The 16,692-nt window shown below is 33.9% G+C and carries 12 protein-coding genes and 2 pseudogenes; 2 read left to right on the top strand and 12 right to left on the bottom strand.

From position 1 onward, the window contains the following. Nucleotides 1-17 precede the first annotated feature (17 nt). From ACFVQC_RS14335 to ACFVQC_RS14295, 9 genes and pseudogenes are all read right to left on the bottom strand, one after another. Nucleotides 18-515, bottom strand: a pseudogene (locus tag ACFVQC_RS14335) (IS607 family transposase). An 80-nt stretch (nt 516-595) separates the two neighbouring features. After that, nucleotides 596-778, bottom strand: a pseudogene (locus ACFVQC_RS14330) (hypothetical protein); the annotation flags it as partial. A 146-nt stretch (nt 779-924) separates the two neighbouring features. Beyond that, on the bottom strand, nt 925-1,644 hold the full coding sequence (locus ACFVQC_RS14325; protein WP_377898538.1) for a 3-ketoacyl-ACP reductase: 720 nt from the start codon (nt 1,642-1,644) through the stop codon (nt 925-927). A 705-nt stretch (nt 1,645-2,349) separates the two neighbouring features. Beyond that, the gene (gene tyrS, locus ACFVQC_RS14320) at nt 2,350-3,612 is read right to left on the bottom strand and encodes a tyrosine--tRNA ligase (protein WP_377898537.1); all 1,263 of its coding nucleotides are present in this window, start codon (nt 3,610-3,612) and stop codon (nt 2,350-2,352) included. Nucleotides 3,613-3,806: 194 nt separating this feature from the next. Next, nucleotides 3,807-5,690, bottom strand: a complete 1,884-nt coding sequence (tdc, locus tag ACFVQC_RS14315; protein ID WP_377896011.1) for a tyrosine decarboxylase — start codon at nt 5,688-5,690, stop codon at nt 3,807-3,809. A 207-nt stretch (nt 5,691-5,897) separates the two neighbouring features. After that, nucleotides 5,898-7,337: a tyrosine-tyramine antiporter gene (gene tyrP, locus ACFVQC_RS14310; protein ID WP_377898536.1), complete on the bottom strand. Its 1,440-nt coding sequence runs from the start codon at nt 7,335-7,337 to the stop codon at nt 5,898-5,900. A 551-nt stretch (nt 7,338-7,888) separates the two neighbouring features. Continuing rightward, nucleotides 7,889-8,968, bottom strand: coding sequence for an envelope stress sensor histidine kinase HitS (gene hitS / locus ACFVQC_RS14305; RefSeq protein WP_377896009.1), 1,080 nt, complete (start codon nt 8,966-8,968; stop codon nt 7,889-7,891). Then, on the bottom strand, nt 8,965-9,642 hold the full coding sequence (hitR, locus tag ACFVQC_RS14300; RefSeq protein WP_377896008.1) for an envelope stress response regulator transcription factor HitR: 678 nt from the start codon (nt 9,640-9,642) through the stop codon (nt 8,965-8,967). The genes hitS and hitR overlap by 4 nt, the downstream gene beginning before the upstream one ends. Nucleotides 9,643-9,728: 86 nt before the next feature. After that, on the bottom strand, nt 9,729-11,489 hold the full coding sequence (locus tag ACFVQC_RS14295; protein ID WP_377898535.1) for an ABC transporter ATP-binding protein: 1,761 nt from the start codon (nt 11,487-11,489) through the stop codon (nt 9,729-9,731). 240 nt (nt 11,490-11,729) lie between these two features. On the opposite strand from ACFVQC_RS14295, the gene ACFVQC_RS14290 reads away from it, so the two are divergent. After that, the gene (locus ACFVQC_RS14290; protein WP_377898534.1) at nt 11,730-12,494 is read left to right on the top strand and encodes an alpha/beta fold hydrolase; all 765 of its coding nucleotides are present in this window, start codon (nt 11,730-11,732) and stop codon (nt 12,492-12,494) included. Between the two features lie 99 nt (nt 12,495-12,593). Here the strand turns inward: ACFVQC_RS14290 and entFM are convergent, their stop codons facing one another. Beyond that, a complete protein-coding gene (gene entFM / locus ACFVQC_RS14285) occupies nt 12,594-13,865 on the bottom strand; it encodes an enterotoxin EntFM (protein WP_377898533.1) in 1,272 nt (423 codons plus the stop codon). Nucleotides 13,866-14,461: 596 nt separating this feature from the next. On the opposite strand from entFM, the gene ACFVQC_RS14280 reads away from it, so the two are divergent. Beyond that, nucleotides 14,462-14,632 (top strand): hypothetical protein, encoded by a 171-nt coding sequence (locus tag ACFVQC_RS14280; RefSeq protein ID WP_002158267.1) that lies wholly within the window; start codon nt 14,462-14,464, stop codon nt 14,630-14,632. Between the two features lie 44 nt (nt 14,633-14,676). Here the strand turns inward: ACFVQC_RS14280 and ACFVQC_RS14275 are convergent, their stop codons facing one another. Both ACFVQC_RS14275 and ACFVQC_RS14270 read right to left on the bottom strand, forming a co-directional pair. Then, the gene (locus tag ACFVQC_RS14275; RefSeq protein WP_377894575.1) at nt 14,677-15,276 is read right to left on the bottom strand and encodes a nitroreductase family protein; all 600 of its coding nucleotides are present in this window, start codon (nt 15,274-15,276) and stop codon (nt 14,677-14,679) included. Between the two features lie 243 nt (nt 15,277-15,519). Then, nucleotides 15,520-16,473, bottom strand: a complete 954-nt coding sequence (locus tag ACFVQC_RS14270) for a D-alanyl-D-alanine carboxypeptidase family protein (RefSeq protein WP_377898532.1) — start codon at nt 16,471-16,473, stop codon at nt 15,520-15,522. Nucleotides 16,474-16,692: the final 219 nt, after the last annotated feature.

Below are 16,692 nucleotides of genomic sequence, written 5' to 3'. Positions count from 1 at the left end.
CATCCTCCGACATTTTCTCAATCTATAGCATGAATGATAGATATAAAATACTGAGCAAGTTCTTCTTGTAGGGACAACTTTTCATTAGTAACAATGATAACTTCGATTCCCATCTTATGAAGGAATCTCCCAAACCAGTCGTAACCAAAACGAACAAACCTATCTTTGTGTGCGATGATGATGGTTGAAACATTTCTCTCCATGCAGTCATCAAGCAATTTATTCCTCTTGTTTCTTTTGTAGTTTAATCCACTAACACTATCTCTGATAACTTCATCTACTATCATCCCTCATGCATTTGCGAATGCTTTCAAACACTCAATCTGATTCTCTAATTTATCTTTTTGTCCTTGGTTTGATACTCTTGTGTAAATAACTGTTTTACCTACTTTATTTTCCATATATTTTCTATACAGTCCTTCTGTATAGTATCTTCTTCTCTTTGGGTTTCGGTAAGCAATTAAAGCACCTTGATTATCCCATCTGTTTAATGTCTTAACAGACACATTAATCATCTCTGAAAACTCTTTCGATACATATCATTTAATGTTTATATTTTAATATATATATATATTTGTCTGTGTTTTCACTTACTGTTGTTTCCTTCTTGAATTTGTACTAATAGTTGTAAAAACTTCCCTTGAGTCGGCGATACATCATGTGCTGGCAAATTAGCTACAGCGTTTGCTTGAAGAACTTCTTCTAATATAGAATCTTTCGGTATTAATACATCACTCATATATTGATCAACAGCCGTCCATTTCTCAATCGTACTCATGAAAATACCATCCCCTTCAATTTTTTAATACTTTTCTACCATTCACATTTGATTATACCGAAAATTCAGTTTCAAATACAAAAAATAAAGAAGGGACACCCACTCCATTACAGAATAGATATCCCTCTTTTTTATAAATTTATCCCTTACGGATTAGTAGACCAAAGTCCAGCAGATTTAATAAATGTACGTTTATTTAACTTCAGCTGCGCTACGATAAACTCTGCAATATCTTCTGCTTGCATAACTTTATCCGGATTTCCATCAGTTAATCCTAAATCTACAGCCATATCAGTTGCTACTGTACTTGGAGTTAAAGCCGTTACACGAATGTTATGTTTACGAACTTCCATTGCTAACGATTCTGTTAAACCAAGAACACCAAATTTAGAAGCACTATATGCACTTGTTACAGGTGCACCTTTTTGTCCTGCTGTAGATGAAATATTAATGATATCACCAGATTGTTGTTCAATCATGCTTGGTAAAGCGGCACGAGTTGCATAGTATACACCCATTAAGTTTACTTGAATGATTTTTTCCCAATCAGCAACGTCTAATTCTAAAAACTTACCGAACTTAGAAATACCAGCGTTATTAATTAAAATATCGATAGATCCTAAACCAGTTTTTAACGTTTCAATTGCAGTAGTTACCTCTTCATACGAAGATACATCAGCAGTCGCAATAACAGCTTTTACGCCTTCTGCTTCCACTTCTTTCGCTACAGCTTTTAAGTTTTCTTCTGAACGAGCTAAAAGACCTACATTTACGCCTTCTTTCGCTAATGCGATCGCTACAGCACGACCAATACCTTTACCTGCTCCTGTAATTAAAGCATTTTTACCTTGTAATAATTCTGCCAAGTATAACACTCCTTAATCTTCTCAGTTGTTTATTATATTAAAAGTGTATCTATGTTTATGTAAAAAGGCAATGATGCACTTTCATGTGCGTAGGTTACTTGTAGGTAACTATAGTAATGGTAAATGCATATTTAAAGAAAAACTAAAGTAATAAATCAATAACTAATCTTCTCTTCATAAAAAACAATAAGATAATTATGAATACCTCTCCTTTCAACATAAAAAAGTCCTCTCTAAGTCTCATTCTTTTCTCCACATTACCAGAAGTTTTTGAATTACTACTTAAAGGGGATAGTCTCAAACAACGTTGTTTTATAAACTACAAAATATTATAGGATTTAATCAACTTTTTTAAATTCTTTAGATTCACTTTTGGAATTTCCGGTAAACCGCGAAATAATATAAACAAATGGGGGATATTCAACACCGCTAAATTTTGAGGGAGTAAGTATACTGCCTAGCTAGGATTCGGTAACAATATAAATTATGTAGATAAATGATTTTCTACTAAATTTATTCACTACATTATAGTTGGTTTCGAGTTTCTCTTGAATTACTTTTGCCACCTTCACAGCATATTCTTCAAGTACATTCTTATCATGAGCATATGAAGATGCCGCACAAGCTCATAGTGCTGTTCCTATTCTTCGTCACTAAATTCAAAGCTCTTCTCGAATGGAAGTGAACTGTTACCATCAACAGAATCTATTTCCCTAATTTCACCAAACTGTAATTCTTTTTACCTTTACGAATAATGATAAACCTTCCATCGAATGAGTTTCCAACTGTAACATCTGTATTTACATCCGTTACCTTTTCACCATTCATAGAAATAGCTCCATTATTAATGTCTTCCCTTGCTTGACGTCTAGAAGGTTCAATCCCTAGGTCAACTAACCACTCAACAATATTTTTTGTTTCGTTTGAAGCGTGGAAAGTTGGCATATCTTTAAATCCTTGTTCAATTTCATCTGCAGTTAATGATTGAATATCCCCACTAAATAACGCTTCTGTAATTTTTAATGCTTGCGAAAGCGCATGCTCACCATGAACAAATTTCGTCATTTCTTCTGCTAATACTTTTTGTGCTTCACGTTTATGAGGTTCTGTTTGAACCTTGACCGCTAATTCATCAATTCTATCTTTCGTTAAGAAAGTGAAGAATTTTAAATATTTAATTACATCGCGATCATCTGTATTCACCCAGAACTGATAGAATTCAAATGGTGTTGTTTTTTCTGAATCTAACCAAATCGCCCCACCTGCTGTTTTACCAAACTTTGTGCCGTCTGCTTTTAGCATTAAGGGGATTGTTAATCCAAATGCTTTTACCTCTCCCCCTTCTAATTTACGTATTAAATCTAACCCACTTGTTATATTGCCCCATTGGTCACTACCACCAATTTGTAGTTGTACTCCTTCGTATTTGTATAAATGATGGAAGTCCATAGCTTGTAGAATTTGATATGAAAATTCTGTAAAAGAAATCCCGCTCCCTAATCGACTTGCTACAATGTCTTTTGCTAACATCGTATTCACACTAAAATTCTTACCGTAATCACGTAAAAATTCAATAATATTTACCTGATGTGTCCAGTCATAGTTATTTACCATCTTCACTTTACTATTACCACCAAAATCAAATAGCTTTTTCATTTGTGTCGTCAATGCCTCAACATTATGCTGTACTTGTTCTAACGTCTGTAATTGACGTTCTGTTTGACGTCCACTTGGATCACCAATTGTCCCAGTAGCTCCTCCAATTAAAATTACTGGATGATGCCCTTCTAATTGGAAACGTTTCATCATCATAAATGGGATTAAATGTCCAATATGCATACTATCGCCCGTTGGATCTACCCCACAGTACAGGGAAATTTTTTTCTCTTCTACTAACTCACGTAACCCTTCTGCATCTGTTTGTTGATTGATAGCATTACGCCATTCTAATTCGTCAATGATGTTCATGCTTTTCTAACCCCTTTCATTTTTAAGAATTCGCTTTTTAGTGTGTCTGAAAACAAAGGTCCCTATGTCTAAAAAATACATAAGGACCATTCTTAATCGTATTGCCGCCCAGATTGTACCATTAATATTACTCTCAGCAACTGTATCTATAACTACTGCGCTGCACTTCTTCAACGTTTATCGTATACTACACCTTAAACAGATTCATCATTATTTTTATTTTTCACATTGTAAATTATTTCAAGTTTTTCTCGAATTGCGCTTTCAATCTTATTAGCGTATTCATCGAATACATCTTTATCATGAGCGTACGGAGATAATGCACAAGCTCGTAGTACTGTTACTTTTCTTTCCTTATCCCATTCTTCTTTACTAAATCCAAGACTTTTCACAAATGGAAGTGGGCTATTTCCATAATCAGGGATAGCAAAGTCTGTATGAGAAGTAAGAAATTCATTGTAGTATATATTTCCTTTTACATAAGAAGATTGACCAAAAAAATCATGATTTAATTTGTTCATTTTTGCTAAACTTGTGTTTCCTTCTTCATTAAATACATAGTCAACCATATTAAAATCAGGCTTTGTTAATGGATAAACATGAATAGTTTTATCTCCAACTTTAAATTGTTTATCCTGTAAAAAATGATAAAAATGGTAAGCTCCTTCAATACTTGCACCTAGTAATTTACCATAACCAGTCACGTTTAATGGTAATACTTTATGGGCTGTCCAAACTGAGGCTGCAGTTGCCCCTGCTTTAGAACCTTCAAGCATATATGCACCAAGTAATGCAGGAATATCAGCTCCCTTTTCAAACACATATGTTGCGAAGTAAGAAATTACATCACGCATTCTAATATCTTTTACAACAATCCCACCCGCAGAGTATGGTATATACCCCATTTTATGCGGATCAATTGTAACGGTTTCAGCCTGGTCTATTGCCTTGAAAGAATTGTAAATATCTTCTGTCAACCATTCATTTTCCGAATTGAAAATACCATATTTTACATATGTTTCATCGATTTTGTTATAGTCAATAAATTCATTGTTTTCATCTAAGAAAATCGCTCGAGCATACCCACCATAAGCAGCATCTATATGAATGTAAAAATAAATACCCTCTTGCGCTAATTTTTCACGCAACGCAACAATCTTATCAATACGATCTACTTGTCCTTCTTCCGTTGTACCAATAACAGCTACCACACCAAGAATAGGTATTTTTTCTGCAGCTAATTCTCGGATTTTTTCTTCAAGTTTATCAATGTCCATGCGATAGTTATGATCAACATCAATTGTTTCCACATTATCAAGGCCTATACCAATAATATCCGCTGATTTTAGCCAAGAATAGTGTTTAGTTTGTGGAATCAACCATTTGCCCAGCTCTTGTAGATGTTGACCATTACGCGCAGAATGTGCTTTAATTTCATCAATTTTTCCAGGTATTCTTTCTAAAAGATCTAAAATTTCTTCTGTAGACATATTTAATAATTCCCATTCTGATTTATCTTCTACAAATTGAGGAGCTACTTCTTTAATAGCTAAAGGAAGGGATTTCATGTTTCTTGCATACCAAAGGCCTTCTAGATTAGCAATAGAACCATCCGCACAAATATGCCCCCAACTCTCACCTTTTTTATAACTCATAAGAGCAGCAAATTCATGCCCTACTTCTTCTTCCATTTGAGAAGTGCCTGGAGAAGATTCATATGCCACGTTATTCCCATTCCATAACATTGCAGCTGTATATGCAATAATAGCCGGCATTAATGTTTCTGAATTCATATGTCCCCAAAACCGCCCTGCCGAATGCCATGGTAATGAATTGGTACGAAGTTTTGAAGATAACACATCCATTACACTGCGGATATGGTCAGCAGTTTCTACGAATTTTTTCGAGCTTTTATCTTGCGGAGTAATAATTGGTAGGTCTTGTGGTTGGTAATTTTGACGCCAACCTACATGTTCATCTACCATTTTAATTAACAGCTCTTTAAATAAATCGGCATTTTCACCTTTATCACCTAAGAATAATGCTTTTAAATTAATATCCGGTATTTTATAGTTCATTTTTCATTTCCTCCAAATTATCACAAATATTCCCTAAGTAACCTCGATACAAAATACGTTATTATTTTTTGGTTTTTTCTGCACAAAAAATTCACACATAAATTAATATCTGCCCTCAAAAACGGGATATAAAACACTGTTAATCAAATAAGCCAACTCATTTGATAACAAAACTTAAGGAATACGTACCAAATATTTATTTGTTCTTTAGCTTGATTTCCTTATATCCTCAGGTGAGCTATTATCTTTCTTCCACTCTGGTTTTTTAAATTTGTTGATGATAAGTGCTATACCAATCATTGCTAATGTAACGACCACTTGATAAATAACATATCCAGTATATTGACTTGGCTTTAAAATAGATGGCGGAATAATACTTACAATAATCGTAAAAACAATACTTATCATTGAAAGAATAGAGACCGTCCATATTAATCCATTCCCTTTACTCCCTAATCTGAATGGTCTATTAACGTCTGGCATCTTATAACGCAAGCGAACAGCTGAAATAGCAATTAAAGAGTACACAATACAATACAAAATTGTTGTTGTAATTGTTATTATTAAGAATGCACTGTTTACATCTGGAACTACTATATATAAGATAGATACTAATGAAATTACAATTGCTTGAATCATCACAAAAGTGATTGGAATATCTTTCTCTGTTCTCTTTTGAAAAAACTTCGGCAAATTCCCTTCATCTGCCACTTTAATCATAGATTTACTTGGTCCAAGTACCCATGCACTTAGCTGAACTAAAACCCCAATTAAAATCATTAAAGAAATAATGTTAACAAAGATAGATGGAATCCCTAGATTTTTAGTGAAAATCATATATGGCTGTGTTATATTCGCAAGCTCCAATTTACCTTTTGGTACCGCATTTGAAACAGTTAACCCAGCAATGATATTAAAAATTGCTAATAAAATTACTGAAGTGATAACAGCAATTGGATAGTTACGTTTTGGATTATCAATATTATTTGCATGTACAGACGAAATTTCTACTCCTGCAAAAATAAAGATAATTCCTGATAAATAAGTTAAACTTCCTAAGTCCTTAAAATTAGGAATAAGATCCCTTGGCTTAAATCCGCCTAAATAACTATTCGATTGAATCCCGTTTTTTATCATATAAATGACACCTAGAACAACAAGAATGACAAACGGAATGTACACACCAATAACAGCACCCCAGTTACCCGCAACTTTTACCATATCAAACTTAAGGTTTAATAAAGTCACACTCCAGTATGAAATTAAAATTATGGCAAAAATAAAATAGTTGTTTGAAGATAGTTCTGGCTTATTAATAACGTAACCCGATAGAATACCAACAGTTGACGCAACCATTACCATCCCAAAAAACATTTGAACCCATAATAACCATGAGGTGACAAATCCCCATTTCTCACCTAATGCATTTTCCACCCAAACTTGAGGTCCACCTTCTTCAGGGAAAGCCGTAGAAAGCTCAGCTGACATTAACGCGATAGGTAGAGCAAATGCAAACGCAGCTATCAACATATAGAAGATTTGGGTCCAACCAGTAATTGAAAGAGTCGGCACACTTCGTACCGTTCCAAAAAAGGCCATTGTAATACCAATTAACCCAAAAAGTGTCAATTTTTTCATATTGGACATAAAAAATCCCTTTCTTCTCCATATTTAAACTAATTCATAAAAAATATTAGATGTACCCTTTTTAAAATAGGCATATCAATTAATACTTATGTAAGAAAAGGATTTGGCAAATTTTAATAACTAGGTAAATTTCTTTAATAGGTGTCTTTTCATAAAGGCATATACAGCCTGATAATCTCGTTTTTACGAAGTTGAATATCCAATGTGTACCCTTCTTTGTTCCTCCACCATATTTCAAATGCGCCAATTACTCCTCATCAAGAAAAAACGAGAATTAAGCGAATAGAAATAACTTAGCAACCCACATTAGCAACAAAACATCAAGAAAAGGCATTCCAAATATGGAACGCCTTCTTTTATTTTATAAAATCATCAACTTAAACCTATTTTTCAAATGTACTCTTTAACAATCTGAAATATTCTAATTAACATAACCCATTAGTAGTCAGTAGTCAGTAGTCAGTAGTCAGTAGTCAGTAGTCAATAATGAATAAAAATTTAGTTATGGGAGGATTTTGATTCTTTAGGTTGATGGGCATGCGGAAACTTCCCTAACACTGTTTTTCTTTATAATAAGGAATACGTACAATAAATTCCGCACCATTTCCTTCCGTGCTCTTAACTTTAATTTCCCCTTGATGAAGATCTACTACTTTTTTTACAATCGCCAATCCCAATCCGCTACCTCCATGAGCGCGATTCCGTGAAGAATCTGCTTTGTAAAAACGTTCAAAAACATGCTGCTTCTGTTCCTCTGATATACCAATTCCATTATCATGAATACGTACTTCCACTAATTCCTCATGTTCTTTTAACTGAATTGTAATCGTACCACTACTCGGAGTAAATTTAATACTATTATGAATTAAATTAATCCACACTTGACTCATACTTTCTTGGTCAGCAGTAATATGCACTTTTTCTAAATCAAGATCTAACTCAATTTCTTTTTCAGCCCAGAGTGGTTCACTATTTAACACAATTTGCTTTAACTGTTGATCTAATCGATAAGTAACTCTTTCTGGTACATACTCTTCCGATTCCAAAAGGGTTAGCTTCAATAAATTTTGGCTTAATTTAGATAATCTCGTTGATTCGGTTTCAATAATGGTAAGGTAGTGCTTTCTTTTTTCGTCTGAAAGATTATCCTCTTGTAGCGCTCTAGCAAAACCTTTTATAGAAGTTAAAGGTGACTGTATTTCATGAGAAACATTCGATACAAATTCTTGCCTCATTTTCTCCATTGCATTAAGCTCTTCTGTCATATCATTTATACTTTTTACGAGTACACCAATTTCTCCATCATACTTTTCTTCATTTCGTATTTTTACGGAGAAGTCTCCTTTTGCAATTTTTTGTATCGGTTCAATAATAGTCCAAATCATCGCCTCTCGTTTTGGTCTCATTAATATTCCGATCAATGTCCAAATAAGAACAATAAATACAAAGCCGACCATGTCACTAATTAGAAAAGTAACAAAAGGCGATACGTTTATTTCAAGAGCTTTCAATACACTAGATGATACAAAAAATGCGATAGACCAGATTATAGTGAGAAAAGAAAAGAGTGCTATTACCGCTCCAATTACTTTCAACATCTTCAACTTACTCATTCGTTCTCTTCTTCTCATTTACTTACCTCTAAGCGATACCCTAAGCCCCTTATCGTCTTTATACTAAACTTTGATCGCTCTTCTTGAAACTTTTCACGTAACCGATTTATATGAACGTCTAATGTACGTTCATTCCCTTCAAAATCATATCCCCATACGTCTTCAATTAATTGCTCTCTTGAACACGTTCTTCCAGCTTTAGACCCTAATGTAAAGAGCAACTCGAATTCTTTTAACGGCAACGTGACCGCTTGTTCTCCGGCGTTAACTTCAAATGTTTTACGATTTAACAGTACATTCCCAACTTGAATAGATTGCGATACTGTAATTTGGTAACGTTTCAATAATGCCTTCACTCTCACAACTAATTCTAAAGGATCAAATGGTTTCACAAGATAATCATCTGTTCCGAGGTGAAACCCTTTTATCTTTTGAGATGTTTCTCCTTTAGCAGTTAGCATCAAAATCGGAATATCATAGTATTTTTTTAATTCAAAGCACAAATCAAACCCATCCATATTTGGCATCATAATATCAAGAATCGCCATATCGACTTTCACTTCTTCTATTTTTCGAAGAGCATCTAATCCATCAACGGCCTCATATGTTTGAAAACCTTCTCGTTCCAAAAATACAGAAACAAGTTCTCTAATATGCGGATCATCATCTACAATTAAAATTTGGGGTATCAAGGAATCATATCCTTTCTGCTTAACATACTTTTTAGCACTCTAAAATCAACAATCAGTGAAGTTTCCTCTCACTGATTGTTTTCATTCTATAAGGCACCTTCTTTAATTTTCAACTGCTGCATTGCAAATTCACGGTACATGTCATGTGTCCGTAACAACTCATCATGCGAGCCACTTCCTGTAAGATTCCCTTTTTCAATAAAGATAATTTTATCTGCATCGACAACAGTAGAAAGTCTATGCGCAATAACTAAAGTTGTTCTACCTTTCATTAAGTTATTTAACGCCTTCTGAACAACCGATTCCGATTTACTATCAAGACTTGAAGTCGCTTCATCTAACATCAGGATTTGCGGATTTCGTAGTAACGCTCGAGCAATCGCAATTCTTTGTCTTTGCCCTCCAGAAAGCTTCACACCACGCTCTCCAACTTCTGTTGCGTATCCACTTGGTAAATCATGAATAAACGCATCAACATACGCCATTGCTGCTACTTTTTCAATCTCTTCGTCAGTCACTTCGCCCTCAACACCATAGCAAATATTATCACGGATCGTTCCATCAATTAACGGACTATCTTGTGAAACGTAACCAATTTGACGTCGCCATGACTGTAATGAATAGGCTGTAATTGGTTCTTTCCCTAATTTTATGAAACCACTAGTCGGCTCATAAAAACGTTCTAACAGCGAGAATAAAGTTGTTTTCCCGCTACCACTTGGTCCTACAATCGCTGTTACTTTTCCAGATTCAATCGTGAAGTCGATATTTTTCAATATTTTCTCTTCTTCGTTATACTCAAAATGTACATTTTCAATAACGATCGGCTGCTTCGCATTTGTAACATTCATACCTGTTTCATGATCTTCTACCTCATATTCTAAAATCGTATTAATTCTTTCGGTTGCACCAATTGCTTTTTGGAACTGAGTAAAGAACATAGATAACTGACTCATCGGCATAATAATTTGAACTAAATACAAAATAAATGCTACAAGTTCACCTGTTGTTAATGCACCACTCGAAACTCGCATCCCGCCATACCCTACGATAATAACAAGTAATGCCATTAAAACAAACGACATAACTGGTGAAATTAATGCTTGTACTTTTCCTTCTTTCAAACCAAATTGCAATAATTTTTGGATACCTGTATTCCCTGTTTCATATTCTCTTTTTTCCGTATTTGAAGATTTCACTAAACGAATTTCTGATAACACTTGTGTTAACACACTTGTAAACGAAGCTGTTTCATCTTGAAGCGCTTTTGAAATCTTATACATTTTCCGTCCCAGTGGAACTAAAATTAGTACCGATAACGGAATAACCGTTAAAAGTAAAATTGTCATTTTCCAGTCTAAAACAAATAATACAATTAATGACCCAATAATTGAGATACCGCCTGTTAATAAGTTTGACAAATGCTCAGAAATTAATGTTTTAACAACACCTGTATCATTTGTCATACGACTAATTGTATCTCCCGTTCTATTTTGATCATAATAAGACACTGGTAAAATAAGTACCTTTTTCCATAATCGTTCCCTAAGTCCAGCCACAATTTTTTGTCCAATATAATTCAGTAAATAAATAGACAACCCTGCAGCAATTGTTTGAATAATAAAGAATGCAATTAATCCAATAATTTGTCCCGTACTAATTGAGGAAAGTGAAAAATTATCAACTAAGCCTTTTGTCAGCATTGGAATAAACAAACCCGCTCCAGTAGAAAGTAAGCTCATTAGTAATGCAAAAATAAGAATGCCTTTCGGTGGATTTGTATCTTGAATAAGACGTAAAAACTGCCTCCAATTCCCTTTTTTCTTTTCTGTCTTCCTAACTTCCATTGTCGTCCATCTCCTCGTTATAAACAAAACTATTATCTCTAAAACTAGAATACGCTATAAATGTAAACTGAATGTAAACACACTTTTTCTATTTTTACAAAATATACATATAAACTCATCTTTACAACAAGTGTAAACATCTGATATTATTACCTGGTACTTATTATTATTCTATGTGAATTATAGATAACTAATTTAAAATACTATATAAATCTCCAGTTATTGAAAGGAGTATCCTTTTTGCAAACAAATACACATTCCGAAAAGGAAACAATCATTTTTATTCATGGATTAGTTGGAAATCGCCGCGCCTTCAAAAAAGAGCATAAACGATTTTCTGCATCCTACAACATTATAACTTATGATTTATTAGGTCACGGCGACGATAAAGGAGAAGCTATCGACTTTTCAATACAGCGCCTCGTAGATCAATTATTGAACTTGTATGAAAAAGAGGGAATTAAAAAGGCTCATATTTGTGCTCTAAGCTATGGCTGTTATATCTCTACGACATTTGCACAAATGCATCCAGAAAAAGTATTGAGCATTTGTCATATTGGTGGACATTATAATAACCCTTCCCGTTTATATAATGTTTTTCAGAATTTTTGGGAAAAACGTGGTGATGAATATTCATCTTGGCTTTCTCAGTATGCTAGTACTATTTTTCCAAGTGGAATACTAAGGGCAAATCCGTTCGCTGTTATTTCACGAAATATCTATTACCGTTTCGGATTACAATTACACTCGTCCATTATTGCTGAGTCATTACGACACCGCTTAGAATTCGACTTGAAATCTAAATTAAAAGCACTTCATCACCCTATATTATGGGTGATGGGAGAACATGATCATCTCTATAAATCGTGTCTCTTTGATTTGAAGTCCATTCTTCCGAACGTTTTATATAAAGAAATTCCATTAGCAGGTCATGCAGCAAACTTATTCCGTCCAAACTATTTTCATGATTTATATGCTAAATTTTTACATGGGAAATTAAAATAAATGCTTCTATATTTGTAATCTATCCAAATATGAAAAAGGCTTCCCAAGTTTCCCTGGAAAGCCTTTTCTCTATACGAAAAGTATAAAAAATACTTTTTCTTAGTATGCTTTTGTGTAACCTGTTAGGTGTTTAGCCCAGTAAGAGTTATTAATTGAACTAATTCTTACACCAACACTTTCATTTTCTGCACTAATGAACTGACCGTTTCCTAAGTAAACACCCATGTGAGAAAGACCTGGTTTATAAGTGTCAGAGAAGTATACTAAATCACCTGGTTGTGGATTGCTAGTTTTTGTTTTAGAGCTCCAGTATCCAGCAACTGTTTGACGAGCGCCTGAATGACCAGTTTGATTTAATACGTAGTGAATGAATCCACTGCAGTCGAAACCAGCAGTAGTTTGACCACCAAATACATATTTTGAACCATTTAAAGATCTAGCGAATCCAGCGATTGAAGATGTATCTCCACCTGTTGGCGCTGTTGGTTTTTGTACTTGGTTAGTACCTTGGTTACCACCAGTAACTACATTGTTCACTCCGCCTTTTACAAACTTAACAAAGTCTGCACTTACGTAGCCTGTACGGCCGTTATGGTTAATTTTGTACCAACCGTTTTCAGCGCCAGTAACGTTTAATACTGTACCGTTCGTTACCCCACCAATTACAGCGTTATATGTAGCTGGGCCTGTACGTACTTTTAAAGCACCCGTGTTAACAACATATGAACCACCAGTTTGAACTGTAGTAGTATTGTTGTTGTTTGTAGTTGGTTGCTGTGTTTCGTTAGATACAGCTGAACCACCTTTTGTTACGAAGTCTTTACTTACGTATCCAGTTCCACCATTGAAGTTAATTTTAAACCAATCTTGAACTTCACCTACAACTTGAACTGTTTTCCCTTTATTTACAGAACCTAAAACAGTATGAGATGCACTTGGGCCTGTACGTACGTTTAGTGAAGAAACGTTTACTGTGTAAGTACCTGTTCCTTGTTGAACAGTAGTTCCTTTATTGCCACCAGTTGTTACGAAGTCCCCACTTACATAACCTGTTTGACCATTTACACTAACTTTGAACCAACCGTTTTCTTGTCCAATTACTTGAAGTACTTGACCTGCTTTTACTTTAGAAATAACGTTATGTCCTGTACCAGCACCTGAACGTACATTTAATACATCAGCTGTTACCGTGTATTTTAATTCAGAAGTTGTTTCTACCTTTTTTGTTTCAGTTACAGTCGTTTGAGTTTGAGTTTGTCCATTAATTTCTTTTAGCGCATCATTTGAAACTTGTGCATGAGCAGAATCCATTCCTGGAACTGCTACGCCTACTACAGATGCTGCTGCTAAACCTGCGATTACTTTTTTCATAAGTTGTCTTTACTTCCTTTCCCTACTATCCTCTTGAGAAAACTATAAACTTAGTACTTTACAATATTATCAAAGCAAAATATTCATCCAGTTCCATTTTTTAGCAAGAGTTTTATTTTTCACACATCGTTTATTTTAAACGATTGAAGTGAATTTAGTGTGAACTTCATGTGAACTTTATCATTAAACAGTGTGTTTTTGCAACGATTTTTTCAAATTCCTTATGTATTACATCAAAACTTAAAATTTCATACGTTATTTCAATATAGATTTTACACTTTCTATCTAATATGAAAATTCCATTAATCTAATACATAAACACAATATATTTTTCTAGAAAGTTCTTTTTCATGAGGCACACTCTTATCATGACAAAAAACACTTTATTAATCAATAGTATAATATTTTAAGAAAATGAATTCTCTATACTATGTATGATTTTAAACAACGTGATGATTTGTAAGATTTCACGCCCCCCTCGAGAGCACTCCCATCCCAAAAACACAATTGACTATTTTGTTTCCCTACTAAATATGGAATTGTTAGGGTTTTATTGACAGAATATGTATAATCACATAAAAAGAGGAGTTGCATTTGTGGAAAAAATAATAGACGATCACATAAATAATAATATCGAACTTTACTCTGCTCTTACTCACTTATTATCGTTTACAACATTTAAACAGGTAACAATCATTGAAACAAAGAAAAACGAACTAAAAGAGCAAATGAAAACAATTCAGCATAAAAACTCATACCATGTATAAAAAGGTGAACAGATTATATCTCTGTTCACCTTTTATTTTTTATTTTATTTGAAAATTTTCACACGATTTTCTAATGGCTGATATTCTTTATCTCCTGCAGAAACTACCGGTTTACCAAATGGCATTTGCGCAGTTAACTTCCAGTTTCCAGGTACATCCCATTCTTTCCTTACTTCTTCATCAATCAACGGATTATAATGCTGCAATGTAGCACCAAAACCTTCAATCTCTAATGCTGTCCAAATCGCAAATTGCAACATTCCAGAAGATTGCTGAGACCATGTAGGAAAATTATCTTTGTATAGTGCAAAGTTCTCTTGCAAACTTTCTACTACTTTACTATCTTCGAAATATAAAACTGTTCCATAGCCATTTTTAAATGCATTCATTTTCTCTTCAGTAGGTGCAAAATTATTTTCAGGTACAATTTTTCGTAACGTTTCTTTCGTAACGTCCCATAATTTGTCGTGTTGTTCACCTAGTAATACAACAACTCTTGCACTTTGAGAATTAAAAGCCGAAGGTGTATGTTTCACAGCATGATAAATCACTTCTTGAATTCTTTCATCAGAAACTACTTGCTCTTTACTAATCGCGTAAATAGATCTTCTGTCTTCAATTGCTGAGTAAAAATCTTTTGCCATTACAATTCCCTCCAATTTTTCATTTGAGGCAGTATCATATGTACGAAGCATATAATACCCCTTGAACTTATTATTAATAAGTTCTTAACTTAATAATATCAACAAACAAAAACAAACTCAAATGATATCACTTGAGTTTTCCCCCTCATACTCCCAAAATTTAAAAAACAGCTTATTATCACCAAAATCAAGGTTCAAATAAACTGTCTGTCTTTTTTTATAGCAATTAACTTACTTCTTCACCTAATTAACCAATTGAAAAGCATAGGACATCAGCTTCTGTGTTTCTGTAAAACGTTTTGTTTTACTTTTTGTCCCCATAACAACTGTAATAATGCGATTATCGCCTTGTTTTGCAGTACCTGTAAAACAATACCCTGCGCTATCTGTAAATCCTGTTTTTAATCCGTCTATTCCTTCTATATATAAAGCTTTATTATTTTTTTTTAACATCTCATTTGTGCTTGTAACATTAACATTATTAAATGCTAACTGACTTTGACTTAAGTGAGTCACTTCTAATATCTCTGGGTAGTCTTTTATAAGATGATACGCTAATTTTGCTACGTCAGCTGCTGTCATTTTTGTTTCACTTCCGTCGGGCTCCTGTAATCCGGAAGCATTCGCGAATTTAGCTTTATCTGACATTTCTAACCGCTGGGCTTTTTCATTCATAAGTTGAACAAAGTTTTTTTCCGTCTTAGCTATATATTCTGCTAAAGCGACAGCCGAATTATTAGCCGATTCAATCATTAACGCTTGATATAAGTCCTTAACAGTTAATGTATCATTTACTTGCATTGGGATTTTTGCACCCTCTGTTTGTGCCGATTTCGCACTTATTTTCACTGGATCTTCCCAGCGGACTTTCCCATTATGTATACTCTCTAAAACGAGATATGCTGTCATCATTTTTGACATACTAGCAGGGGCAACAGCTTCATTTTCATTATTTTGATAAATAACTTCTCCATTACTCGCATCGATAATAATAGCTGCTTTTGCATCAATTTCTGGTGGTATATATTTTGGTGGAACTACTTTTTCAGATAGCCCTGTTTTAGGTAGCTCTGCCACTTGTAAAGGCTGAGTATCTACATTTGTTTCACTCTTTTGAACTCCTTGGAAAAAGAACCAACATATACCTAGAATTACTACTAATAGGATTGTTAATCTTCCCCATTTTAACCGCTTCATTCTAAAACTCCTTTAGCAAACCTTTTATACACTCATGTTTAACCATAACAACAATTACTTTATATCGTCAAGGTAAAAAGTATATTTATTCATCTACAGCAATTATAATTTCAACCTCTTTCTCTTTTTCATATGTGTTACACTAAAAATAACGAAATATAAGAATATTCAATAACATCTAAGTGAAAAAACACTATATAGTAGAAAGGATTTATATAA

Source organism: Bacillus sp. NPDC057893, assembly GCF_042796455.1.
GTDB lineage: Bacteria > Bacillota > Bacilli > Bacillales > Bacillaceae_G > Bacillus_A.
This window is presented reverse-complemented; position numbering and strand designations above follow the sequence as displayed.

What these genes read in the sequence shown, in the direction of transcription:
- tyrS (WP_377898537.1), bottom strand. Translation starts at nt 3,612, where the DNA reads ATGAACATCATTGACGAATTAGAATGGCGTAATGCTATCAATCAACAA.
- tdc (WP_377896011.1), bottom strand. Translation starts at nt 5,690, where the DNA reads ATGAACTATAAAATACCGGATATTAATTTAAAAGCATTATTCTTAGGT.
- tyrP (WP_377898536.1), bottom strand. Translation starts at nt 7,337, where the DNA reads ATGTCCAATATGAAAAAATTGACACTTTTTGGGTTAATTGGTATTACA.
- hitS (WP_377896009.1), bottom strand. Translation starts at nt 8,968, where the DNA reads ATGAGAAGAAGAGAACGAATGAGTAAGTTGAAGATGTTGAAAGTAATT.
- ACFVQC_RS14295 (WP_377898535.1), bottom strand. Translation starts at nt 11,489, where the DNA reads ATGGAAGTTAGGAAGACAGAAAAGAAAAAAGGGAATTGGAGGCAGTTT.
- entFM (WP_377898533.1), bottom strand. Translation starts at nt 13,865, where the DNA reads ATGAAAAAAGTAATCGCAGGTTTAGCAGCAGCATCTGTAGTAGGCGTA.
- ACFVQC_RS14275 (WP_377894575.1), bottom strand. Translation starts at nt 15,276, where the DNA reads ATGGCAAAAGATTTTTACTCAGCAATTGAAGACAGAAGATCTATTTAC.
- ACFVQC_RS14270 (WP_377898532.1), bottom strand. Translation starts at nt 16,473, where the DNA reads ATGAAGCGGTTAAAATGGGGAAGATTAACAATCCTATTAGTAGTAATT.